The organism is Deinococcus rubellus (assembly GCF_025244745.1).
GTDB lineage: Bacteria > Deinococcota > Deinococci > Deinococcales > Deinococcaceae > Deinococcus > Deinococcus rubellus.
The window spans coordinates 902171-925990 of the sequence record NZ_CP104213.1 but is presented as its reverse complement, the minus strand read 5'-3'; the positions used below and the strand labels follow the sequence as shown (position 1 = coordinate 925990).

Here is a 23820-nt window from a genome sequence, read left to right as displayed (position 1 = left end):
GGTGGGCAGCCCCCCTTCCAACCCCTACACTGATTCCAACCCGCGCTCCGGCGCGCAAGGAGGCCACATGACGACAACGAGCAGCAAATGGCTGGACGCGGAAGTACGCTACGACAGCGGCGTGTACAACAAGCATCAGGTCGTGATGGTGCGTGGCCTGGGCGCAACCGTCTGGGACGAGACGGGGCGCAGCTATATCGACTGTGTGGCAGGCTACGGCGTTGCCAACATCGGCCATAGCCACCCCGACGTGGTGCGGGCCATCAAGGACCAGGCCGAGCGCCTGATCGTGATGCCCCAGACCCTGCCCAACGACAAACGCGCCGAATTCTTGCAGGAGCTCGTGGGCGTGCTGCCCGCTGGCCTGGACCGGGTTTTCCTGTGCAACTCCGGCACCGAGGCGGTGGAGGCGGCCAAGAAGTTCGCCATCACAGCGACGGGCCGCAAAAAGTTCATCAGCATGAAGCGCGGCTTCGCGGGGCGAACGCTGGGCGCGCTGGCCTTCACCTGGGAACCCAAGTACCGTGAACCGTTCGGCGACGCGGTGGACAGCAAGAACGTCAGCTTCGTGACCTACGGCAATATCGAGGAACTCAGGGCCGCCGTCACGGGCGAGATCGCCGCCGTGATCATCGAGCCGGTCCAGGGCGAGGGCGGGGTGCGTCCGGCCAGCCTAGAGTTCATTCAGGCCGCCCGGCAATTTACCCAGGAGAAGGGCGCGCTGCTGATCATGGACGAGATTCAGACCGGATTTTGCCGCACCGGCAAGATGTTCGCCACCGAGCATTTCGGTGTGACGCCCGACGGCATGACGCTGGCCAAGGCGATGGCAGGCGGCGTGCCCATCGGTGCGTTTGCCATGACCGCCGAGGTGGCCGACCGGATGCCAGCGGGCGGACACGGCACCACCTTCGGCGGCAATCCGCTGGCGATGGCGGCCGGGGTGGCCGCCATCCGCGCCATGAAACGCGAGAACATGGCCGAGCAGGCCCGCGAGAAAGGCCAGTACTTCATGGAGCAGCTCAGGGCCATCGACTCCTCCAAAATCCGCGAGGTGCGCGGCATGGGCCTGATGATCGGCATGGAACTCAAGGAAAAGAGTGCGCCGTACATTGCTGCCCTGGAACACGACGAGAGCGTGCTGACGTTGGCCGCCACGCCGCTGGTGATCCGTTTCCTGCCGCCCGTGACCATCAGCAAGGAGCAGATCGATCAGGTGGTGGCGTCAGTGGCAAAAGTGCTGAAGACCGTCAACCCGCGTGAGGTGCCCGCCGCCGAGGTCAAGGAAAACAAGCAGACCGAGTAAAGTCGCGCTTTTGTCGCATCCGCCCCGGCCTTGATCCGGGGCGGTTTTTATTGGGCGCTCTTCCTCCGGGTGCCTTGCCCTAGACTGCGTCACGAATGCGCCCGCGCCCCCACCACCCCGCGACCCGCAGCCTGACCCAGTTTCTGCTGCTGCCCCTGCTGCTGCCCCTGCTGCTGCTGCTGGCCGTCACCGCAGCGGTGGTGTGGGGCATTGACCGCAACGCCCGGCAGGTCGAGCTGCTCAACACCTCGCAGGTGCGCCTCAACCTGATCAATCTGCTGGCCCGCGACATCGTCGATATGGAAACCGGGATGCGAGGCTTCGTACTGGTCGGCCAGGATTCGTTTCTGGACCCGTACCGCCAGGGCCAGCGCAACGTCAGTGAACGCCTCGGAAAGCTGCAACAGCTCAGCGTCAGTGATTTTCAGCGCCGCAACCTCGCCCAGGTCCGGGTGCTGGTGCGGCGCTGGGATCAGCAGGTGGCGGCCCCCGCCATCGCGGCCCGGCAAATCTCACCGGCGGCGGCGACCATGCTCATCACCCGGCAGACCCAGGGCAAACGGCTCATCGACACGGTGCGCGGCGTGCTGACCACCCTGGAGCGCAATGAGATGCTGCGGCGTGAGGCGGCGGCCAGCGCCAGCTCAGGCACGCTGCGCCTGACCCGCGCCCTGACCATCGCCGGACTGCTGAGCGCCCTGCTGCTGCTGATCTTCATTGCCCAGCGCGCCGCCCGCACCCTGGCGCGTGGTCTGGAGACGCTCAACGCCGGGGCCGGACGGATTGCCCAGGGCCACTACGGCGAGGTGCTGCTGGACGTGCCGGTGCGGGAAGTGCAGGCCCTGCGCAGCCAGTTTTACGTGATGGCCGACGCCGTCGAGCAGCGCGAGGCCACCCTCAAGACGGCCCAGGCCGTGCTGGAGCGCACCAACCGTGATTTGGAACGCAGCAACCGTGAGCTGGAGCAGTTCGCCTACGTCGCCAGCCACGACCTCCAGGAACCGCTCAGGACCATCGGCAGCTACACCGAACTGCTCGCCAGGCGCTACCAGGGCAAGCTCGACGACCGGGCCGACCAGTACATCCAGTTCACCCTCAGCGCCACCCTGCGCCTCAAGGGGCTGATTCAGGACCTACTGCTCTACTCGCGGGTGCGCCAGCAGGGCCAGGCCAGCGCCATGTTCAGCACCCAGGCGGTGGTGCAGGGCGTACTCGACGATTTTCAGGACCTGATAGGGCGCAGCGGGGCCAGCCTGACGGTGGGCGAGTTGCCCGAGGTGTGGGGCAACCCCGAGTTGCTGCGCCACGTCTTTCAGAACCTGATCGGCAACGCCCTGAAGTTCCGCGACCCGGCCCGGCCTCCCGAGGTCACGGTCTTTGCCACCGCGCTGCCCGACGCCTGGCAGTTTTCCGTGACGGACAACGGCATCGGCATCGAGGCGGCCTACTTCGAGCGGATTTTCGGGGTCTTCCAGCGGCTGCACGGAATCGGCACCTTCGAGGGCAGCGGCATCGGGCTGGCCGTGGTCAAGAACGTGGTGGAGCGCCACGGCGGACAACTCGCCATTAAAAGTGCGCTGGGCTGTGGAAGCACCTTCTCGTTTACCCTACCTTACCCGAATATGCCGGGACTGAATGCTGTGCCGGACCATCAGCCGACTGTCCATGCCGAACACGCCGGACCCGAAGGACATCCATGAGAAAGATCGAAATTCTGCTGGTCGAAGACAATCCTGCCGACGTGATGCTGACCGAGGAAGCCTTCGAGGAAGCCCGCATCGCCAACCGACTGCATGTGGCCCGCGACGGCGTGGACGCCCTTGAGTTTTTGCACCGGCAGGGCCGCTACGCCGACACCCCGACGCCCGACGTGATCCTGCTCGACGTGAACATGCCGCGCATGAACGGACTGGAACTGCTGGCGGTTCTGAAGGCCGACCCGGAGTTGCGGCGCATCCCGGTCATCATGCTGACCACCTCGCGGGCCGAGCAGGACGTGTGGCGCAGCTACGACCTGCACGTCAACGCTTACATCCCCAAGCCGGTCAGCGTGGGCGAATTCTTCGATGTGGTGCGGACCTTCGAGACCTTCTGGCTGGCCATCGTGGCCCTGCCGCCGCACGCCGCACCGTAGAGATACGGGAAAAAGGGTTGAAGGGGGCCGCGCGAACGTTCCCCCTTCAACCCGACTGCCGCCGCTAGAGCTTCTTGGCCTGCGGGTACTTCATGATGGCCTCATCCTCGCTGAGGAATTCGCCCTCAGCGTCAGGGCTCCAGACCACCTCGGCTCGGATCAGATCACCGGGGCCGACGGCGGAAATGGCCTGAAGAGCGGCGCGCACTTCGGCAGCGTCGGTGGTTCCGGCAGGCGGCAACTGGGCCAAAACGTGCGCCGCAGCGCCCAGGGTGACGGCCAGGTAGAGGTCGCCCACGTCGTTTTTGGACTTAGGACCGTCCTTGTGCTGGTACCCGGTGCGCGGGTCGCGGTTCTGGTAATTGCTGGTGGTCTGGTCAGTGAAGGCAGCCCTGGCCTGGGTCGCCCACGCGCCGAGCTGGGCGTCGGCGCTGCTGGCACTGCCCTGGGCGCGCTGCACGTCGCCGTAGACCCAGCGCTCGGGGTGGCGCAGCACCACCAGGGCCGCTTCCTGAAGCATCTGGGCCAGACCCTCGTCGGTGTCGGGGTCGCCGCTCTGGGCCACCGCTTGCAGGGCGCGTTTCACATCGTCACCCTCGGCCATGATGACCTGCACCATCACTGCCTGGGCGTTGCCGGTAAAGCTCCCGAGCAGCCCGCTGCCCGCGCCGCCCCGCCCCGAAGCGGCGCTGCGGCGCATTACCAGAAACACCGCCAGCACCACCGCGCCGATCAGGAGCAGAGGAATCAGACTCAGGCCGCCGCCCCCGCCGTAGCCGTAGCCGCCACCGTATCCCCCACCGTAGCCGCCGTTATTGATGATGACCGGCCCCCGGTAGCCGCCGCCCGAATACCCGCCCCCGCTATAACCGCCCCCCCGACTGCTCGAGCCGCCAAAACTGCCACCCGAACTGCCGCCGCTGGAGCGCCCGCCGAAGCCGCCGCCCGACTGCGCCCAGGCCAGACCGAGAAGAGTGAGCAGCCCCAGTAGGGCCGTGATTTTGAGCAGCCGTCTGAAACCAAGCGCCAGGGCGCGAGCGGAATTGAACATAGCTAGCAGTTTAGGGGAGTCGGGGGCCACAGGCACGCAGACGGGAAGCGGACCCAACCGTGACAACCTTCAGTAGAGCGCTCCGGTTTCGGCAGGACCAAGTGCGAAGTCGCTGAACACCACCTCGAAGCCGCCGCCCTGGGGACTGCAAGCGTAGACACCCACGCTGGCAGCCAGGTCCGGCGGCAGATAAGCCAGCCGCAGCAGCGACCAGTCGGCGTCCGGTAGTCGGCTGTGCACGCTCAGGGCGTCTCCCTGGCGGGTCATCTTGAGGTCGAAGAAGGCGGGACTTCCCACCGGGCACACGCTCCAGTCGCTGAAACCGTGCGTGACCACCGCGCTGAGCTGCTGCTGGCCCACGAACTCCACCCCGGCCTTGATCCAGTGCTCAGCGCCCGCCCGCAACATCAGCCCGGCCTGATCGTAGAGCGCCGTGTATGCGCCGCGCACCCGCACCTGCGCCGTGAAGGTCTGCTGCGCCGGTAATCCGAGAAAGTGGCCGCTGTCGTGCGTGAAGCCGTAGTGGGTCCGCCGCCAGAAATCGGTGTCCTGCGCCGTCCACAGGCGCAGGACCCGCTGATCAGCAGACCAGCGGGGCGGTTCGTTGAGCCAGGTCATACCGTGCCAGTCAGTCATAGGTGCGCCCAGCATAGCGGCGCGCAGACTAGACTGCACCCCATGAACCGCATCTCCTGCTTCACTTGGACACCGCATGGAACTTGACCTGACTCCCGAGGCGTTCAGTACCCTGCTCGCCCGCCTCTACGAGCGCGACAATCGCCTGGAGTTTCGCCAGCCGGGCGAGACCTACCCGCGCAGCGAGACGGTGGACGCCTACGTGCTGAGCGGCCACGCTGAGGCCCTGCTGAGCGAGGAGTTCGAGGGGGACGTGTGGGGCACCCTAGAAGACATCGACGAGACGGCGGCCAGCGAGGAGGAAGCCTGGGCCAAAATCCGGGCCTTTTACCTGGACCGGGGCAATGTGCTGCTGCGGCCCGGCCCCGGCGAGGAGTGGATTTTCACCGAGGCGCTGGCGCGGCGGCTGGAACTGCTGGGTTAGGGGAGCTGAAGCTAGGTCAAGTCCATCTGAACGCCTGCTCATCCGCAAGATGAGAGGGCAGGGGTAGTGTGGCCGTATGTTTGAACGCAATGAACGCCGCTTTCCCGTGAAACGCTTTGTCCTGCTGGGCGTGCTGATCGGCGCAGGCGCGTACTACCTCAGCCGTGAGCAGAATCGCCGCGCCCTCGATCAGAAACTGGCCGAACTCGGCATCAAGGACGCTGCCCAGGACGTTGCCAGCGCCACCTCCAGGGGCTTCGAGCAGGTCAAAGACGCCGCCAAGGATGCCGGGGCCGTCATCGCCGACAAGGCCGCTGAAGTCAAGGACGCCGCCCAGCGCAGCCCCGAGGAAGGTAAGGCCGCCGTCAAGGACGCTGTACAGGACGTAGCCAAAGCTGTGCAGGACGCCGCCAGCAAAACCCGCGAGGCCGCCAGCGACCTGGGCGCGCAGGTCAAGGACAGCGTGCAGAGCACCGCCCCGCAGGTCAAGGATGCCGTCAAAGACGCGGGCGCGGCCATCGCCGACAAAACGGCCCAGGCCAAGGATCAGGTGCAGGGTGCCGCCAGCGCCGCCGCCGACACAGCCAAAGCCAAGGCTGGAGATAAAGCTGAGGACTTCAAGGCCGAAGTGAAGGACGCCGCTCAGGCCACCCAGGCCAAGGCCCAGGACGTTGCTCAGGACACCAAGAACACCGTCGAGCAGGCTGGTGCGGAGGCCAAGGACAAGGTGCAGGACGCCAAGGCCGAGGCCCAAGACACCGGCAAGGCCATTCGCAACAACATCCAGAACGTGGTGCAGGCGACCAAGGAAAAGGCCCAGGACCCCAAGGACGAGACCAAGGATCAGGCGCGCAAGAGCTGAAACTCAAGTCAGTAACCGAAGACCGCGAAAGAGGAGCCGGACGACTGGCTCCTCTTTTTTCGTCCTCGTTTTCCTTCCTGCCGGATCAGCGCGCCACGTTTGGCACAGGCTGCGGGGTCAGGGTCGGGCCGGTCGTGGTGACCAGGGTCCCGGCGAAATTCACCCTGTCCAGCCGCAGGCTCCGGTAGCCTGACTGATCGCCGATCTTGCCCGCCGTCCAGGCGTGGTACACCAGCCAGGTCTGGCCGCCGGCGTCGGCGAACACCGACTGATGGCCCGGCCCCGCCACCGCACCCCGGCTGACCAGCAGCGGGGCGGCAGCCTTCTGATACGGCCCGCTGAGGTGCGGGCTGGTGGCGTAGCCCACCGCGTAGCCGTCACTGTCGTAGGCCCCGCCGGAGTAGAGCAGGTAATAGAGGCCGCCCTGACGGTGCAGCGTCGGCGCTTCCACCACCCGGCCCTCCCAGGGCAGGTCGTTCTGGATCAGAACGCTGAACTGCCCCGTCAGACTCAGGCCCCCCTTGCTCAGCGGCTGGATATAGAGCCGGGTCGGCAGGTTGCAGCAGTTGCCGTCGTTTTTCCACAGCAGATAAGCGCGGCCGTCTCCGTCCACGAAGGGGCTGGGGTCGATGCTGCCGCCCAGCTTGTCCTGGCAGACGATGGGACCATTGCCCACCGGCACAAAGGGGCCAGCCGGAGTGCGCGACACCGCCACACCGATGCACTGCCGGTCACTGGCGATGTCGTGGGTCGTGTAGTAGAGCAGATACTGGCCGCCCAGGTGAGCGACTTCGGGTGCCCAGGTCAGGCCCGGCAAGGCCCAGTCCGGCAGGGTCGGCAGCGCGTCTTTGCCCTCGGTCCAGTGGATCAGATCGCGGCTCTCGGCGTACTGCACATTGCTGCCGCCGCCGTTGGTGGCGTAGGCGTGGTAGGTGTTGCCCACCCGCAGGATGAAGGGGTCAGGGAAGTTAATGTCGAGCACCGGGTTGCGGAAGGTCTTGGTAAAGACGCTGCCTGTACTGGACTGAGCTGAGCCGGACTGGACTGGGCTGGACTGGACTGGGCTGGACTGAATCGGCGCTGGCACAGTGGTGCTGCGGGCCGGGCTGGCATTGGGGCCTGCACCGCCCGCCAGTGCCGGGCCAAACAGGAGTGGGGCCAGCAGCGAGACACTCAGGAGTGGGGCCATGATGCGGAAGGTCATCGGCATGGGAAGGTCTCCTCCTGGCGCTCAGGGAAGGAAGGCGGGGCGGCTGACCTGATCCGACCAGGATACTCCAGCTCCTGGGCTGGCTACTGAACTGGCTCATCTGTCAGGTGCTCGCCCAAGGAAAATCGCTCGTCCTCCGCGTCACTACCCAGCTCACCGTCCGCAACGTGCAGGCGCAGCCAGCTTGAGCTGTAGCCGAGCGGGTTGTGGGGCTTGCGGGCATGGCCCAGCGTGGCGGCAGCCAGCTTGGCGAGGTCGGCCTTGGGGGTGCGGTCCATGCGGGTCAGCCCGTTGATTTCCTGATAGGTGTCGGTGAGCTGGGTATAGCAGAATCCCGCCAGTCCCTGGCAGGCGTGGACGGCCTTCATCAGCGCGGCGTAGTGGGTCAGAAATGCTTTGGCGTTGGGCGCTTCGCTGTAACCCCAGCCTGGTTGCTTCTTGCCGCCGCTGCGGTAGGCGACGCCGCCAAACTCGCTCAGCACGGCGGGGGCCGTCAGGTTGGTGAATTCCGGCAGGGTCAGGGCGCGGCCCGCCGAGCGGAAGCTGTGCAGGCTGCGCGCCACCGCCTGCGAATCACCGTAGCGCTCCAGCAGTTTCTGGGGATCATCCGTATAGTCATGGATGGTCAGCAGGTCGCTCACCACATGCTCCCAACCGTCGTTGCCGATCACCAGGCGGCTGGTGTCGAGGCTGCGGGTCAGCGAGTAAAAGCTCTGGACCAGGGCGCGCTGCTCAGCCCGCAGTGGCAGGTCCGGCACGCCCCACGACTCGTTGAACACCACCCACACCACGATGCAGGGGTGCGAGGCGTCGCGCCGCAGCACCTCCAGCCAGGTCTGGGTCAAGCGCTCGATGCCGTGCGGGCTGTAGGCGTAGACGCTGGGCAACTCCTCCCAGACCAGCAGGCCCAGCCGGTCACACCAGGTCAGCCACTGCGGACTCTCGATCTTCTGGTGCTTGCGAACGCCATTGAAGCCCAGCTTTTTGGCGAGTTCCACGTCGGCGCGGTACTCGTCGTCCGTCGCCGTCATGCCGCCCTCCAGCCAGTAGCCCTGGTCGAGCGCCAGCCGCAGCGGGTAGGGGTGGCCATTGAGCAAAAACCTTCCGGCAGCGCTGCCCACACTCCGCAGCGCCGTGTAGCTGTGCACCTCGTCGAGCACCTCGCCCTCAGCGCTGAGCACTTCCAGGGTAGCGTCAAGCAGCTGCGGATGCTCGGGCGACCACAGATAGACGGCGCGGGCGTCGTCAATGCCGGGGTCGGGCAGTCGCAGGACGCGGCTCAGCGCCGGGCCGTTCAGGCCATAGGTGTCGCGCATCAGCACTTCTTCGCCGCAGCGCAGGGTCACGCGGAGTTGAGCACCTGTCTCCTGCGGCGTCACCTCGGCGTCCAGCCGCAGCGAGAAATCGGCCACATCCGGCGTCCAGCACAGGTGCGAGAGCCGGGCGGCAGGCACCCGTTCCAGCCAGACCGTCTGCCAGATGCCGCTGGTGCGCGGATACCAGATGCCGTGGCCCTGACCGCTCGCCTGCCAGTCCTGCTTGCCGCGCGGCTGCGCCAGGTCGTGCGGGTCGTCGCTGGCGCGCACCGTGATGGTCAGGGTCTGTTCAGTCAGCGCCTGGCCTGAGAGCGCTGGGGTCACGTCGAAGGTGAAGGGGGTATAGCCTCCCCGGTGCTCACCGAGGAAGTGCCCGTTGGCCCACACCCGCGCTTCCCAGTCCACGGCCCCGAAGTGCAGCAGCAGTTGCTCACCCGCGCTGGGCAGGTCGTCGCCGCTGAGCGTGAAGGTTTGCTGGTACCACACCACCGGATGAAGACCCAGGTCGTGAACGCCGCTGCGGGGCGACTCCGGCGCGTAAGGCACCTGAACCGTCTGATCGAAGTTGACCTTCTGTGGGTCTGGGCTGCCGGAAAAGGCCAGTTGCCAGGCACCGTCGAGCGCTCTCCAGTGGGCGCGCCGCAGCAGGGGGCGGGGATAGGTCATCGGTTCTCCTTCTGTGTGGGTGTCAGGACTTCATGGGACTTCACGGGCCAGACTTCTCTTCGCTCAAGCATGCCGATTCGGCGCTGAGCAGAGTTTAGCAAGTGGCCCATTTTGGTTAGCCGAACTGTTTGCAGCGTGGGGGGAGTCGCCGGGCCGCACCGACTGCCGGGCGCAGGCGAAGCTGATCTAGACTGGGCGGCATGAGCGCACCCGCGTCCCGGCTGGCCATCATTCACACGGGCGGCACCATCGCCAGTCGCCCCGACCCCGGCGGCGCGGGTTTGACGCCGCAGCAGGCCCCGCCGGTTCCCGACCTCGGCCCCGGCTTCGCAACGGTGGAGGCCGAGAACATCCAGGCGTTCAATCTGCCCAGCCCGCACATCACGCCTGCACACATGGAGAGCCTGCGCGGGCTGATCGAGGATCTCGCGCCGGATTACGGCGGCATGGTGCTGACGCACGGCACCGACACGCTGGAAGAAACGGCCTTTTTCTTGCACCTGACGCTCGGCACGCCTGCTGGGGTGGTCCTGACCGGCAGCATGCGCCACGCCGAGGAGCCGAGCTGGGACGGCCCCGGCAATCTCTACGACGCGGCGCAGGTGGCCCTGAGCGCCCAGACGCGGGGGCGCGGCCCACTGGTGGTGTTCGGCGGCGACATCTTCGACGCCCGCACCGTGACCAAGGTGCACACCACGGCGGTGGACGCCTTCGGGGGCTACCCCGGCCCGATTGGGCGCATCGATCACGGGCCAGCCGGGGCGGCGCTGCACTACTTCGCCCGCCCCGAACCGCGCCCGCTTTACCGCCCCGTGCGGGTGGACGCCCGCGTGGAGGTACTCTACGCCTACGCCGGATGGCAGGGCGAGGGCTACACGGAAGCCGCCGAGCGCGCCGACGGGCTGGTGATCGCCGCGCTGGGCACCGGCAACCTGCCCGCCGAACTGCTGGCGCTGATCGAGCAGACCTGCACCCGCACGCAAAAACCCGTCGTCATCGCCACGCGCACCCACGCCGGGCCGGTGCTGCCGATCTACGGCTATCCGGGCGGCGGGGCCACACTGCTGCGGGCCGGGGCAATTCCTGCCAGCTTCCTCAACGCCCACAAGGCCCGCATTCTGCTGATCGTGCTGCTGGGCCTGGGCCTGAACCGGGCCGAGATCGCCGAGGTGTTCGGGCGGGGAGCGTTTTGAGGGACGAAGAGCCAGCAAGTGCCCCGGCCAGAGTCCAGGGCCGGAGCGCTTTTGAGGGGAGGTTCAGGGCATCAGGTAAGTGACGACCAATTGAGCTTTTTTATCATTATTGTTAAATTTGATAAAGTCGTCTTTGCTATCGGCATTGGTATCAATCGGAAAACGCACTCGCACTTCCAGCAGGTTATTGCGGGTAGCACGGTTAATCAGATCATCCTTAAGCCATGAATTGAGATCGCTGGCATTCCAACCGAGAGTAGTGTTTTTGAAAATGCAGATCAACACGCCGCCACAAGGACTCTCATCGGTTAGACCACGCGAATCGTTTGATAAGGGATTGGCATTATAGGCTGAGGCAATTAGGGTATTTCCATAGAACATATGCTCAAGAACAACACTTTTTCCGGTAATCAAGCAAATACTAACACTACATTGTGGTGGAAAGAGTTTAGTAAATGGAGACCCAACAATCTGATTAACGTAAACTCTAAGACGGGCAGCCAAGATATTATTAGGATCGAGCTCCATAGGCAGACTTGAAAGGTCAAATCCGAGGAAAGTCCGTCTGCTGGTATTATCTGCGAAATCGCCTGCGAAAATATCGCTATATCCAGAAAGAACTTGGGTGCTATTGCTGATCTCCCCCACCGTGCTGGCTTTAAGCGCCAAAGTGGCCGAGAGTTGCCGGAACGTCTTGAACGCCGTGCTGCTGGGGTTGCTCAGCTTGTTGCCTTTAAGGTCGGTGGCGGTGTCGGTGATCTGGAAGCTGTAGGTTTTGCCAGTGCTGGTGTATGCCAGATCCGCATTGGGATTGACGGTCATGACCTGGCCCGCCGCGTCCCAGGAAATGGTGCTGGCTCCCAGGTCCGCCGACTGAAAGGCCGCCTGGGCACTGGCCTGGTTCATCGCCTCGGAAAAGGTCACGACGATGTTGGTGTCCTTGGCGACTCCGCTGGCATCGCCCGCAGGCGTCACCGAAACGATGCTTGGCGGGGTGGTGTCGGTGGGATCGGGTGGGGGCGGAGCGGGCGTTGAACCGCTGCAAGCTGTGAGGCTCAAGCTGACCAATACCAGCGCGGCGGCGGTCTGCATCATCTGGCGTCGCATATATCCTCCCTTCTGGACGGCTTCCAGCTTCGGAAACGGCCCATGCTCAAGCGTTCTGGTCACGTCTCTGCGGACGCGCGCTTGCCAGGCCCTCCGGTGTCATCGGCCTGGATACTGAGCACTGTAAAAGGAGGGGCGTCAAATCCCCGTCAAACTTTGAAGTCGGCGCACCGCACGCCGCGAAACAGAGCAGTGACGCTCACGCCAGCAGCAGTGCCCGCAACTTCACGGGGGAATCGCTGTTCGCCGCTTCATGAAGTTGCGGCGCGCGGTGCAAAATCAGCACATCGAGCTGGGCGTCCGGCACCAAAAACGGCAGCCAGCTCTGGGCCAGGTAGCCCAGAGCCTGACGCGCCTGGGCCTGCAACATCACGTCGCCGCCGCCCCCGAAGCGGTCCAGGCCACGCAGCACCAGCACTGCCCGCTCGCCGCCGCCGGTTTCCCAGACGTCGGCCTGACCCAGCCGGTCAACGCCCGCCGCATCGCGGTATTCAAATTCATGGGCCTGCCGAATGAGTCGCACGCTGCTCTGACCGCCTCCCCTCGCCGATCCTGATTGAACTGATCTGTGGTTAAAAGCAAACTACAGCCTTGAGGGCGGTACACATGACCCTCAAGAGAGTATGAAGTGTATCTTCAGACCCGGTCAGCTCCGGTCAGGTAAGAGTCAGCTTGGGCAACTTCAGCTCAGCTTGGCCTTGAACTGGTCGTAACCGAACTCACGCACGATCTGATACTCGCCGCTCGCGTGCCAGATGCCGATGTCGGGGTGCTTGACGCCGTTGAAGAAACTGGTCTTGACCATCGTGTAATGAATCATGTCGTCGAAGATGACCCGTTCGCCGACTTCCAGCAGGTGGTCGAACGAGTATTCGTCGATCACGTCGCCTGCCAGACAGGTGGTGCCGCCCAGCAGGTAGTCGTGCGGCAACTCGCCCGGCAGCCCGGCCCCCAGCACGTTCGGACGGTAGGGCATCTCCAGCACATCGGGCATGTGGGCACTGACCGACACGTCCATCAGGGCGGTCTGCTTGCCGTTCTCCACCACGTCCAGCACAGTGCTGACCAGCCAGCCGGTCCGCCAGCCGAAGGCCGACCCCGGTTCCAGAATCACGTCCACCTGCCACTTCTGGCGGAAGTCACGGACCAGCCGGATCAGCCGGTCGGTGTCGTAGCCTTCGCGGGTCATCAGGTGGCCGCCGCCGAAGTTGACCCACTGCATCTGCGGCAAAAACTCGCCAAAATTGCGCTCCACAACTTCCAGGGTGCGCTCCAGGGTGTCGGAATCCTTCTCGCAGAGGGTGTGGAAATGCAGGCCGTCCACGCCCTCTAACAGGTCGGAGCGGAAGTTGCTACGGGTCACGCCCAGGCGTGAGAACGGCCCCGCCGGGTTGTAGAGATCGGTCTCGACCTCGGCATATTCGGGGTTGATGCGGATACCGATGCTGACCTGTTTGCCCCCGGCGCGGGCGGCCACAACCTGGGGCCTGAACCGCTCCCACTGCGAGAACGAGTTGAAGGTGAGATGGTCGGCCAGGACCAGCAGTGCTGGAAATTCGCCGTCACTATAGGCTGGTGCGTAGACGTGCACCTCGCCGCGCATTTCCTGCTTGGCGAGCAGCGCTTCGTTCAGGCTGCTGGCGGTGGCCCCGGTGACGCCGTATTCGCGCAGCCAGGGAAAGGTACTGAACATCGAGAATCCCTTGAAGGCCACGATGATCTGCGCGCCGCTGAGCGATTGCACCTGCGAGATCAGCGCCAGGTTGCGCCGCAGCCGCGATTCGTCCAGCACGAAGGCGGGGCTGGGAATGGTGTCCCAGGGAATGGCGTCGGCGGGATACACGTCGGGCAGGGTGATAGGAAACTCAGGGGCAACAGCAGTCATAAAACCCAGGGTACACAATGCGCGGGTGGGCCTTTGTGCCGATTCCGACGCCCCGGATTGGCGCTACACTTCCCCCCATGTCACGGGTCTTTTCAGGAATCCAGCCCACCGGGGAGCCGCATATCGGCAACCTGTTCGGGGCGATGTTCAACTATGTCAAATTGGGCGAGCAATACGGCAAGAACGCCATCTACTGCATCGTCGATCTGCACGCGCCGACCAATCCTCTGGCCTACGATAAAGGCACCCTCAGCCGCCTGACCTACGAGATGGCGCTGGCGAACATGGCGGTGGGGCTCGACCCCGAACAGGTCATTTTCTTCGTGCAGTCGCATGTGCGCGAGCACGCCGAGCTGAGCTGGCTATTCACGGTGCAGACTCCCGTGGGCGAACTGGAGCGCATGACCCAGTACAAGGACAAGGCGGGCAAGCTGGAGAGCGTCCCGGCAGGGCTGCTGATGTACCCGGTGCTGATGGCCGCCGACATCCTGCTCTACAAGGCCGACACCGTGCCGGTGGGCGAGGACCAGGTCCAGCACATCGAGCTGACCCGCGAGATCGCCCGGCGGTTCAACCACACCTTCGGCGACACTTTTCCCGAGCCGCGCGCGGTGCTGACCCAGGACGCCCTGCGGGTGCCGGGTGTGGACGGGAACGGCAAGATGGGCAAGAGCAAAGGGCCGACCAGCACCATCGGCGTGCTGGAAGACTTCGGCAGCATCTGGCAGAAGTTGCGGGTGGCCCCCACCGACCCCGCCCGCGTGCGCCGCACCGATCCCGGCAATCCCGACATCTGCCTGATTTTCGATTACCACAAGCTGTTTTCCGATTTGCCGACCATCGAGATGGTAGACGTGGAGTGCCGCCGCGCCGGAATCGGCTGCATCGACTGCAAGAAGGCGCTGCTGAGCGGCATCGAGCGCACCCTGATGCCCATTCAGGAACGCGCCGCCGAGCTGAACCAGCAGCCGGAACGGGTGTATGCCGCGCTGGCGCACGGAGCCGAACAGGCCCGCGCCATCGCCGCGCCGGTGATGGGAGAGGTGCGGGAGAAGATGGGGTTCATCAAGCTGTGATGGTTTGTGACCCTCACACTTGATCCCCCACCAGCAGCCCATTTTTCCCTCTTCACTTTTCCCGGCTTTTCCGGCACGCTGCTCGAACTGGCCGCCACACTGCGCGCTGGGCGGCTCTTGCCGGGCGAGGTGCCGCTGCTGCGCCTCACCCGCGAGCTGCTCGGCAGAATCACGGCGCAGCGGCTCTCGCCTGACGAGCATGCCGAAGCGCTGCCGGTGCTGGCAAGCGTCATCGCCCTCAAGGTGCGGCTGCTGCTGCCCCAGCCCGACACAGCCCCCACTACAGACTTTGACGACGACAGCGGGCTAGACGGGGTGCTGGAGAGCGTGGAAGCGCTGGCCGAGCTCGGTGAACTGGTGTCGTTTCTGGCGCAGCGGCGCTTGGAGCGGGCTGGCCTGATCGCGGCGCGGCCCCTCGAAATTGAGTGGCCGCGCCGGGTCAGGCCAGCGGTGGGCCGCAGCGGACTCGAAAAGCTGGTCAAAGCCGCCCAGAGCACGGTGCGCGAGGTGCAGGTGCCGCTGCTGTCGCGCGAGCGCCTCACCCTGGCGGGCGCTCTGCGGGCGCTGCGGGCCTTTGGTGCCCGGCTGCGCACCTTCACCTTTCTGAGCGTGCCGGTGGCCGACTGGGGCGAGCGGGCCACCTATTTCTCGGCGCTGCTCGAAGGCGTCAAGGAGGGCAGCTTCAGCGCCGAGCAGGCCGAGGTGTTCGGGGATATCGAGGTGCGTCAGTTGGGCGAGGAGGTTTGACTTGGTACTCTCCGCCACCTCAGCCCATTCCTATTAAGGAAAAGGGGGGAGTGCAGCGAATATCCCAGACCTCCCCAGGACGCCTGACCCTCTCAGACCTGGCTGCTAGACGCCCCGCCCACCCTCAAATACCTCAATCCAGCCGGAATAATTGCGGGCGATCTCGGCGCTGGCCTGCTCGGCACTGATCTCGCCTGCCCGCCAGCGCTTGAGGGCGTCCCAGAAGGTCGTGCGGCCCACCGCGAAGCCGATGAATCCCGGCACTCCAGCGGCCACTTCCAGCCACCGCTTCACCTGGGCGTCGTCCGCGCCGCGTCCCAGCAAAATCAGGGCCGCATCGTCACGCCTACCGCGCCGCGCCGCCTGCACCAGCGCCTCAGCGTCCTCGCGCCGCCCGACGCCCTCCACCTTCCAGAGCTGGGCCTCCACACCTGCGTCCTGAAGCTCGTGAATGGCCTGCACCATCAGGCCGGGGCGGGTCTGCGCGTCGTAGTCCGCTTGCGGCTGATCGGCAACGTCCGGGACCAACAGCTCGAACATCAGCGGTCGCTGGGTCTGTTGCAAATACTTCGAGAGTCCGGCCAGTGTGGAGGCTTGCCGGGCATTCAGCGCCGCATCACCCGCCGGGTTGTAGCGCACCAGTACCTTGACCCAGGTGGGATTCATGGCCTCGATGTGCGCCTGATACTCACTGCCGTACTCGAAGTCGAACTCGTCCTGGCCGCTCTTCTCGGCGGGGCAGGCAGTCAGGACGCCGCGTGCATGGGCGTCCTGCAAAATCTCGGACCCGAACTGCTCATCAACCAGAATGCCGCCCGAATCGAGCGACACGCCCGCCTGCACAAAGCCCTGATACACCACCTGCTTGGCCGCCTTGACCTGCTTGGTCTGCTCGGCGCTCAGCGGCGGCGAGAAGCCGAACAGCCCATGCTCAAACGAATCGCGGTGGTCAAACGGCAGGATGTACAGCGCAGCGGGAGTGTTCATCGGGTCAGGCGTCATGCGGCTACCGTACACCCCAACTGGCGGCGTCCGGATGAATTTCTGCCCAAGTCGGCTGAGCGGCCAGGCTGCAAACTCCCGCATCCCAATCTTGCCTTTGGACGCCTCACACAAAGCGGGCTGGGCTCTAGCCGGGCTTGATCTCGCGCGCTTATGCTCAGCGGCACAGTGACAAGCAGGCACGCAGAGGAGAAACACATGACCGAGAAAGTGCGCAGAGACGACGTGATCCAGGGCGCAGTAGACGACGCAAGCTTGCAAAACAGCAACGAAAAGCACAGCGGGCAAACGCCACTGCCGCACTTTTATGCTGGCGTGACCGGCACTGCCGGGCAGCCCGACGCGGGGCCGCTGCGGGGCGGTGAAGCGGTCAGTCTCCAGATCGACGGCGGAACCTTCGGCGCTCAGGCAGGCGAACTGCTCATCGACGCCATCAACCGCGCCCAGATCGACGTGGCGCAGGTGTGTTACCACCCGCAACTCGGCAGCATCCAGACCTGCGACACCTGCATCGTGGAGGTCGGCGGTCAGCTCGTGCGCGCCTGCGCCACCCCGGTGCGTGAGGGCCTGGTCGTCCGCACCCAGACCAACGCCGCCAGAGCCGCCCAGCGCGAGGGCATGGACCGCATCCTGGCCAACCACGACCTCTACTGCACCATCTGCGACAACAACAACGGCAACTGCACCGTTCACAACACCGTCGAGCTGCTCGGCATCGAGCATCAGGCGCGGCCCTACCAGCCCAAGCCCTACGAGATCGACAACTCCAATCCCTTTTACCGCTACGACCCCGACCAGTGCATTTTGTGTGGCCGCTGCGTGGAGGCTTGCCAGAACTTGCAGGTCAACGAAACGCTGAGCATCAACTGGGAAGACACCAACCCCCGTGTGCTGTGGGACGGCGGGCAGCCGATTGGCGACAGCAGCTGCGTGAGCTGCGGCCACTGCGTCTCGGTTTGCCCCTGCAACGCCCTGATGGAAACCTCGATGGTGCATGAAGCGGGCGTGTTCACTGGCATTCCGCTGACCGTGTTCGACGCGGCGGTGGGCGTGGTCAAGGGCACCGAGGCCAGCAGCGGGTACGGCCCCATCTTCAAGATTTCGGAAATCGAGTCGGCCATTCGTGAGGGCTACGTCGAGCGCACCAAGACGGTGTGTACCTACTGCGGGGTGGGCTGCTCGTTTGACGTGTGGACCAAGGACCGCCAGATTCTCAAGGTGGAGCCGCTCAACGGCGCGGCCAACGGCGTCAGCACCTGCGTGAAGGGCAAGTTCGGCTGGGACTACACCAACAGCCCCGAACGCCTCAAGGCCCCCTTAATCCGCGAGCACGACGGCAACCAGCCTTATTTCCGCGAGGCCAGCTGGGACGAGGCGCTCGACCTGATCGCCTGGCGCATGAACGAGATCAAAGCGCAGCACGGCCCCGACGCCCTGGCCTTCGTGGCGTCGAGCAAGGCCACCAACGAGGAAGCCTACCTGGTGCAAAAGCTCGCCCGCGCGGTGGTCGGCACCAACAACGTCGACAACTGCTCGCGCTACTGCCAGTCGCCCGCCACCCAGGGCCTGTGGCGCACGGTGGGCTACGGCGGCGACTCCGGCACCATCAAGGACCTGGAAGTGGCCCGGCTAATCCTGACGGTGGGCACCAACACCACCGAGTCGCACCCGGTGCTGGCGACCCGCATCAAGCGCGCCCACAAACTGCACGGCCAGCAACTCATCGTGGCCGACATCCGCAAGCACGAACTGGCCGAGCGCGCTGACGTGTTCCTGCACCCCAACCCCGGCACCGATTTCGTGTGGCTCTCGGCGCTGAGTAAGCACATTCTCGACACCGGCCGCGCCGCCCAGAGCTTTCTGGATGAGCACGTCAACGGGCTGGGAGACTACCGGGCCAGCCTCCAGGACTTCACGCTCGAATTTGCCGAGGCTGAAACCGGGCTGAGCCAGGACACGCTGCGGCAGGTGGCCAACATGCTGGTGGCCGCCTCCGATCAGACGCAGGACGGCGGCGTGTGCATCTGCTGGGCCATGGGCGTCACCCAGCAGATGGGCGGCTCGGAAACCAGCACCGCCATCTCGAACCTGCTGCTGGTCACCGGCAACTACATGCGCCCCGGCACCGGCGCTTACCCGCTGCGCGGCCACAACAACGTGCAGGGCGCGTCCGACTTCGGCGCGATGCCCAACATGCTGCCCGGCTACGAGAAGATCAGCAGCGCCGACACCATGGCCAAGTGGGAAGCCGGCTGGGGCGTGAAACTCAGCCGCGAAAAGGGCCTGGACAACACCCAGATGATCGACGCCATGCTCGACGGCCGGCTGCACTTCCTGTACCTCAACGGCGAAGACATGGGCCTGACCGACGCCAACAGCAACCACGCCCAGGAAGCCTTCGGGCAGCTCAGCTTCATGGTGGTGCAGGACATCACCATGTCCGACACCGCCAAGTTTGCCGACGTGGTGCTGCCCGCCTCGCCCGCGCTGGAAAAAGACGGCACCTTTACCAACACCGAGCGCCGGATTCAGCGGCTGTATCAGGCGATGTCGCCCTACGAGGACAGCAAACCCGACTGGGAAATCTTGCAGCTGGTCGCCAACCGCCTCGGCGCGAACTGGTCTTACGCGCACCCCTCGGAGATCATGCTGGAGGCCGCCTCGCTGACCGAACTGTTTGCCGGCGTGACCTACGAGCGGCTGGAAGGCTACAAGACCCTGTGCTGGCCGGTTCAGGCCGACGGCAGCGACACCCCGCTGCTCTACACCGAGAAATTTCACACTGCCGACGGCAAGGCCCTGCTCTACCCGGCGGTGTACCAGCCGCGCGCCCACGCGCCGACAGCTGAGTACGATTTGCACCTCAACACGGGCCGGATGCTGGAGCATTTCCACGAGGGCAACATGACCTTTCACGTGCCGGGCATCGCCGCGCAGGTGCCGGACAGCTTCGTAGAGGTCAGCCCCGAACTGGCCGCCGAGCGCGGCATTCAGGACGGCAGCGCAGTGAGATTGGTGTCGAGCGTGGGCGCAGTTCGCTTGAGGGCACTGATCACCGAGCGGGTGCAGGGCAAGGAACTGTACGTGCCGCTGAACATCCGCAACGCCGTGGACGCCGTCAACCGCCTCACCGGGTCCAACAAAGACACCAACACCAACACCCCGGCCTACAAGGACACCGCCGTGCGGCTTGAAGTGCTGGGCGAAGACTGCGCCGCGCCGCTGCCGCGCAGCAACCACCGCTACCACAAAGCCACCCCGCAAAAGGGCGTGGAAGTGCAGCGCAAGTGGGCGCGGCCCGATTACACCTTTCCCGGCAGCAGTCTGCCGCTTTCCGGTGACAGCCTGAACGCCCGGGCCGACGCCATCGGCGGAGACGACTGAGACGACTGAGCAGAAGAAACGGGTGAGCGCCGTCAGCCGCCCACCCACTTCTCCTCCTCTTCACACACCCCAGCGAGGCAGCCCACATGGCCAACTACATCCAGTACACTCCCAAGCCCAAGACCCCCCAGGAAAAACACGCCGACGCCGAGTTCGAAAGCGCCGAGGCCCGCACCGAGTCGCTGAAACTGCTGCGCGAGCTGCACGAGGCGGGCGTGCTCGACGTGCTGAGCAAACTGGTGCGCGGCGGCGAGGGCCTGACTTCCTCTGTGTTTCACACGCTCAGCGGCGACACCACCCTGGCGGCCATCCGCACCCTTGCCGAACTGGGCAAAACCCTGGGCAGCCTCAACCCGCAGGCAGTGGGCCAGCTCGGCGCAGCGGTGGAAGCCGGCGTCAGCGAGGGCGCGCGCCGGGTGGCCCAGGGCAAGGGCGTGGGCCTGGCTGATCTGCTGAAGCTGCTCAACGACAAGGACGTGCAACTGGCGCTGGGGGCCGTCCTCGGGCTGCTTCAGGGGGCTGGGCGCTCGCTCAGGGAAGCGCGGGGCGACACCACCAACACGCCGAACCAGGGCGAGTTTGACCGCCACGACCAGATTCAGCCCACGCCCAATACCCCCAAGCGCCCGGCCCAGCCGCTCCGCCGCCGCTAGCGCATGCCCGTCGGGAGCGCCACTTCTCCGGTGGAGACATACCGGAATGCTGAATTCAGCGCTGAGAGCGACCTGCTGGCGGTGGAGGAGCCGCTGGAACTGCGGGTCGGCGGTGATGAGGGGGGGGCCGAAGAAGCGTTCACCCTCAGCGTGATGATGCGGACGCCCGGCCAGGACCGCGAACTCGTCACCGGCTGGCTGTGGGCCGAGGGGTTGACCGACGCGGTGGACGACCTGGCCTTCAGCGCCGACACGCCCAATGTCGTGACCTTGCAGGGCGACAGCGGGCGGCTGCGCGGCGCGGCGCGGGCGACCCTGACCTCGGCGGCCTGCGGCGTGTGCGGGTCGGGCAGCGTGGAGCGTCTGAGCGTGCGGGCCGCGCCGCCGGTCTGGACGGCAGGAACGCTTGACCCGGCGCTGATTCTGGCGTTGCCGGAGAGACTGCTCAGCGACCAGCCGGGCTTTGCAGCCACCGGCGGCCTGCACGCGGCGGGGCTGTTCACACCGGACGGCACGTTGCTATGCATCTTCGAGGACGTGGGCCGCCACAACGCCGTGGACAAGGTGGTGGGCTGGGCAGCCCGGCACGGTGGGTTGCCGCTGTCTGACCGCATCCTGGTGACCAGCAGCCGCGCCGGATTCGAGATCGTGCAGAAGTCGGCGCTGGCAGGCGTGGCCGTCACGGTCACGGTGGGGGCAGCGTCCAGCCTCGCCGCCGACACTGCCGGGGCGCTGGGGCTGACTCTGGTGGGCTTTGTGCGGGCCGGGCGCTTCAACGTGTACGCGGGCGCGCAGCGGATGAAGCGTATTTAGCCTTCCAATACCTCTTCCTCCAATGGTCCCCGGCGTTTCCAGCGCCACCATGCCAGCGCCGCCGCGATCACCGCCGCGCCGATCAGGTAAGGCAGCGCCTGCCCCTGAAGCTGCCCGAACTGCTCCAGAATCTGTGGGCCAAAGCGCCAGATCAGCGTCTGCCAGATGCCCACGTGGAGCGCCGCGCCCAAGGCGCTCCAGCCCAGGTAGGCGGGCCAGGCGTAGCCACTCGCCCCGGCATACAACGTGACCGGTGTGCGGAGCGAGCCGATGGTGCGGCTGACCACCACCAGTAGCCCGCCGTAGCGCTGCATCAGCCGGGCGGTGCGCTTGCTGCGGGCCAGGCGTTGCCAGCTCTGGGGCAAGCAGGTCAGCAGCGAGGCGGCCAGACGGTAGCCCATCAAACTGCCCAGCCAGTTGCCCAGCGTGCCCGACAGCAGCGCTTCCCAGAGCGTGGTCTGCGCGGCATGGATAGACTCCGAGAGCGCCAGCATCGGCAGAAAACCGGGAATGCCGGGAATGCCCATGCCTTCCAGAAACATCAACGCGAAGCTGGAGAGGTGGAGCCAGAACGGATTGAGGGAGTCTAACCAGGCGAGCACGGCCCCGAGTGTAGGTCAAGTGGATGGGCAAAGGGTACGGGTTTTCAACCGGCGGCCACGATTACTGCCCCAGCACGAAGCCGCGCACCGCGTCCACGATCCGCGCCTCGGTGTCCTCGCGGGTGGCTGTGGGGGTACCGTCGCCCGCCTGATCGCCGTAGCGGCCAAAGTAAGCGTGGACGGCCCCCGGCAGTTTGACGAGTTGGGTGCTTTCCGGCAGGCGCTTGAGGCCGTCCTCCACCTTGGCGGGCGTGCTCAGGCCGTCGTTCTCGGCTTCCAGGTCGAGCACCCTGAGATCCTGGCCGCGCAGGTTCACGTTGTCGGCAGGATACGACCCCAGCAAAATCAGGCCCGAGACGCGGCCCTTATGGGTCTCCAGATACTGCGCCGCCGCCACGCCGCCGAGGCTGTGGCCCGCCAGATAGACCTGTTCCCCGGCGGGCAGGGCGGCCAGCACCTCGTCGGCACGGTTGGGGGCAAAAAAAGCCAGGTCCATCGGAAATCCGAGGATGACGGTTTGAACGCCGGAGGGAGCCAGCGCCTCACCCAACCAGCGGTAGGCTCCAGATTTGACCTTGCCGCCCGAGTAGACGATCAGGGTGGCCTTGCGTTCGCCAACGGCGGGCACGGTCACGGCGTTGTTGAGCGTCACCGATTGGCTGGGGCCAATGACAGTAACAGGCTGAGCGGCGGGGGCACAGGCAGCCAGGCCCAGCGGGAGGGTAAGCGCCAGAGCAAACAGCACCGAACGTTTCAAGACAGGCATGCTCCTAGCATGGCGCGTTGCATCGGCCCATGCCCAGCGTGAAGATTGCCTAAATCCGGACTGCATCAAGTCAGACAGGTCAGGCCGGTCGTTTCAAAGTACAAAGAGTGCAGAGCGTTAAAAGACCGAGAGCTTCGGCCAATCGCAACCAAGAGAAGGCAGATTCTTTATCAGCCCGGCCAGATTCAATCTGACTGGCGTCCTGCTTTGTCCCTTCGTCCCATATTCCAAGGAGAAACCATGACCAGATTCAACAAGTCCGTCCTGATCGCCGCCGCCCTGATGCTCAGCGTGTCGGCCTCCGCCCAGATGAGCGACGCCTACGTGCGGGTCGTTCACGCCGTGGCGGACGCCCCCAATGTAGACGTGTACGTGGACGGCACCAAGACCGTCTCGAACGCTCCTTTCAAGGCCATTACCCCCTACGGCAACGTGCCCGCCGGAAGCCACGAGGTCAAGATCACAGCGGCAGGCGACGCCAACACGGTGGTCTTCGACGGCAAGCTCGACCTCAAGGCCGGAACCTACTACACCGTCGCGGCTGTGGGCTACCTCGCCAACCTCAAGCCCAAGATCTTCACGGCCGACGGCCTCAACACCGATCCGGGCCGCGCCGAGATCAATGTCTACCACCTGTCGCCCGACGGCCCGCGCGTACAGGCCATCGCAGTAGACCTCAACAATGCGGCGCTGCTGCCCAAGGGTCTGTCCTACGGCAATATGGCCACCCTGATGGTCGCCCCGATGGCCGTCAACCTCAACATCGTGCCGTTCGGCGCGACCACCCCGGTGGTCAAGAACGTCGCGGGCCTGAGTGTGGCAGGCGGCAAGACCTACAGCCTGTTCGCGCTGGGCACCCTGGGCGGCAAGAGCTTCGACGTGGTCGCCACCGAGGACAAGCTGGAGACGGGCAGCATGAGCGGCAAGTAAAGCCAGACTTGCACTGGGTTAAGGACTGATACGAACAACCGGCAGACCGACAATCGC

General features: G+C 65.3%; 22 protein-coding genes. 12 read left to right on the top strand and 10 right to left on the bottom strand.

All coding sequences use genetic code 11. The features are described from left to right. The first annotated feature begins 67 nt into the window (after positions 1-67). The 3 genes from N0D28_RS04900 to N0D28_RS04890 all read left to right on the top strand — a co-directional run bounded on the left by N0D28_RS04900 (position 68) and on the right by N0D28_RS04890 (position 3440). Complete coding sequence (locus tag N0D28_RS04900; RefSeq protein ID WP_260561258.1) at positions 68-1306, top strand: aspartate aminotransferase family protein; 1239 nt, start codon at positions 68-70, stop codon at positions 1304-1306. A 95-nt stretch (positions 1307-1401) separates the two neighbouring features. After that, a complete protein-coding gene (locus N0D28_RS04895; RefSeq protein WP_260561257.1) occupies positions 1402-3006 on the top strand; it encodes a sensor histidine kinase in 1605 nt (534 codons plus the stop codon). After that, positions 3003-3440, top strand: a complete 438-nt coding sequence (locus N0D28_RS04890; RefSeq protein WP_260561256.1) for a response regulator — start codon at positions 3003-3005, stop codon at positions 3438-3440. The genes N0D28_RS04895 and N0D28_RS04890 overlap by 4 nt, the downstream gene beginning before the upstream one ends. A gap of 64 nt (positions 3441-3504) precedes the next feature. Here N0D28_RS04890 and N0D28_RS04885 read toward each other — a convergent pair whose 3' ends face one another. Then, on the bottom strand, positions 3505-4491 hold the full coding sequence (locus N0D28_RS04885; RefSeq protein ID WP_260561255.1) for a DUF1517 domain-containing protein: 987 nt from the start codon (positions 4489-4491) through the stop codon (positions 3505-3507). A 69-nt stretch (positions 4492-4560) separates the two neighbouring features. Further along, positions 4561-5127 (bottom strand): DUF1349 domain-containing protein, encoded by a 567-nt coding sequence (locus N0D28_RS04880; RefSeq protein ID WP_260561254.1) that lies wholly within the window; start codon positions 5125-5127, stop codon positions 4561-4563. A gap of 76 nt (positions 5128-5203) precedes the next feature. Here N0D28_RS04880 and N0D28_RS04875 point away from each other — a divergent pair, with 76 nt between their 5' ends. Then, positions 5204-5551, top strand: coding sequence for a hypothetical protein (locus N0D28_RS04875; protein WP_260561253.1), 348 nt, complete (start codon positions 5204-5206; stop codon positions 5549-5551). Positions 5552-5627: 76 nt separating this feature from the next. Then, positions 5628-6413: a hypothetical protein gene (locus tag N0D28_RS04870; RefSeq protein ID WP_260561252.1), complete on the top strand. Its 786-nt coding sequence runs from the start codon at positions 5628-5630 to the stop codon at positions 6411-6413. Positions 6414-6498: 85 nt separating this feature from the next. Here the strand turns inward: N0D28_RS04870 and N0D28_RS04865 are convergent, their stop codons facing one another. Continuing rightward, on the bottom strand, positions 6499-7623 hold the full coding sequence (locus N0D28_RS04865; RefSeq protein WP_260561251.1) for a glycoside hydrolase family 43 protein: 1125 nt from the start codon (positions 7621-7623) through the stop codon (positions 6499-6501). Positions 7624-7706: 83 nt separating this feature from the next. Next, entirely contained in the window at positions 7707-9605 is a 1899-nt protein-coding gene (locus N0D28_RS04860; RefSeq protein ID WP_260561250.1) for a glycoside hydrolase family 2 protein, read from the bottom strand. 200 nt (positions 9606-9805) lie between these two features. Between N0D28_RS04860 and N0D28_RS04855 the strand changes: the two genes are divergently transcribed. Then, positions 9806-10798: an asparaginase gene (locus N0D28_RS04855; protein ID WP_260561249.1), complete on the top strand. Its 993-nt coding sequence runs from the start codon at positions 9806-9808 to the stop codon at positions 10796-10798. Between the two features lie 63 nt (positions 10799-10861). Here N0D28_RS04855 and N0D28_RS04850 read toward each other — a convergent pair whose 3' ends face one another. The 3 genes from N0D28_RS04850 to nspC all read right to left on the bottom strand — a co-directional run bounded on the left by N0D28_RS04850 (position 10862) and on the right by nspC (position 13790). After that, entirely contained in the window at positions 10862-11968 is a 1107-nt protein-coding gene (locus N0D28_RS04850) for an Ig-like domain-containing protein (protein WP_260561248.1), read from the bottom strand. A 136-nt stretch (positions 11969-12104) separates the two neighbouring features. Further along, positions 12105-12428 carry a hypothetical protein gene (locus N0D28_RS04845; RefSeq protein WP_260561247.1) on the bottom strand — a complete coding sequence of 108 codons (324 nt, stop codon included), beginning with the start codon at positions 12426-12428 and terminating at the stop codon, positions 12105-12107. A gap of 159 nt (positions 12429-12587) precedes the next feature. Then, positions 12588-13790 carry a carboxynorspermidine decarboxylase gene (nspC, locus tag N0D28_RS04840; protein ID WP_260561246.1) on the bottom strand — a complete coding sequence of 401 codons (1203 nt, stop codon included), beginning with the start codon at positions 13788-13790 and terminating at the stop codon, positions 12588-12590. Positions 13791-13867: 77 nt separating this feature from the next. Between nspC and trpS the strand changes: the two genes are divergently transcribed. Then, positions 13868-14866, top strand: a complete 999-nt coding sequence (gene trpS, locus N0D28_RS04835) for a tryptophan--tRNA ligase (RefSeq protein ID WP_260561245.1) — start codon at positions 13868-13870, stop codon at positions 14864-14866. A gap of 6 nt (positions 14867-14872) precedes the next feature. After that, entirely contained in the window at positions 14873-15613 is a 741-nt protein-coding gene (locus N0D28_RS04830) for a segregation/condensation protein A (protein ID WP_260561244.1), read from the top strand. A gap of 105 nt (positions 15614-15718) precedes the next feature. On the opposite strand, the gene N0D28_RS04825 is transcribed toward N0D28_RS04830, so the two are convergent. Continuing rightward, on the bottom strand, positions 15719-16615 hold the full coding sequence (locus tag N0D28_RS04825) for a 2-deoxy-5-keto-D-gluconate 6-phosphate aldolase domain-containing protein (RefSeq protein ID WP_260561243.1): 897 nt from the start codon (positions 16613-16615) through the stop codon (positions 15719-15721). A gap of 198 nt (positions 16616-16813) precedes the next feature. Between N0D28_RS04825 and fdhF the strand changes: the two genes are divergently transcribed. From fdhF to fdhD, 3 genes are all read left to right on the top strand, one after another. Beyond that, positions 16814-19999 carry a formate dehydrogenase subunit alpha gene (gene fdhF, locus N0D28_RS04820; protein WP_260561242.1) on the top strand — a complete coding sequence of 1062 codons (3186 nt, stop codon included), beginning with the start codon at positions 16814-16816 and terminating at the stop codon, positions 19997-19999. An 86-nt stretch (positions 20000-20085) separates the two neighbouring features. Continuing rightward, positions 20086-20652, top strand: coding sequence for a helical membrane plugin domain-containing protein (locus N0D28_RS04815; protein WP_260561241.1), 567 nt, complete (start codon positions 20086-20088; stop codon positions 20650-20652). Between the two features lie 3 nt (positions 20653-20655). Continuing rightward, the gene (gene fdhD, locus N0D28_RS04810; protein ID WP_260561240.1) at positions 20656-21465 is read left to right on the top strand and encodes a formate dehydrogenase accessory sulfurtransferase FdhD; all 810 of its coding nucleotides are present in this window, start codon (positions 20656-20658) and stop codon (positions 21463-21465) included. Here the strand turns inward: fdhD and N0D28_RS04805 are convergent. Both N0D28_RS04805 and N0D28_RS04800 read right to left on the bottom strand, forming a co-directional pair. After that, positions 21462-22067 carry a DedA family protein gene (locus N0D28_RS04805; protein ID WP_260561239.1) on the bottom strand — a complete coding sequence of 202 codons (606 nt, stop codon included), beginning with the start codon at positions 22065-22067 and terminating at the stop codon, positions 21462-21464. The two genes, fdhD and N0D28_RS04805, sit on opposite strands and share 4 nt — an antisense overlap. Before the next feature lie 61 nt (positions 22068-22128). Beyond that, entirely contained in the window at positions 22129-22833 is a 705-nt protein-coding gene (locus tag N0D28_RS04800) for an alpha/beta fold hydrolase (protein ID WP_260561238.1), read from the bottom strand. A 240-nt stretch (positions 22834-23073) separates the two neighbouring features. Between N0D28_RS04800 and N0D28_RS04795 the strand changes: the two genes are divergently transcribed. Then, positions 23074-23763 carry a DUF4397 domain-containing protein gene (locus tag N0D28_RS04795; protein ID WP_260561237.1) on the top strand — a complete coding sequence of 230 codons (690 nt, stop codon included), beginning with the start codon at positions 23074-23076 and terminating at the stop codon, positions 23761-23763. Positions 23764-23820: the final 57 nt, after the last annotated feature.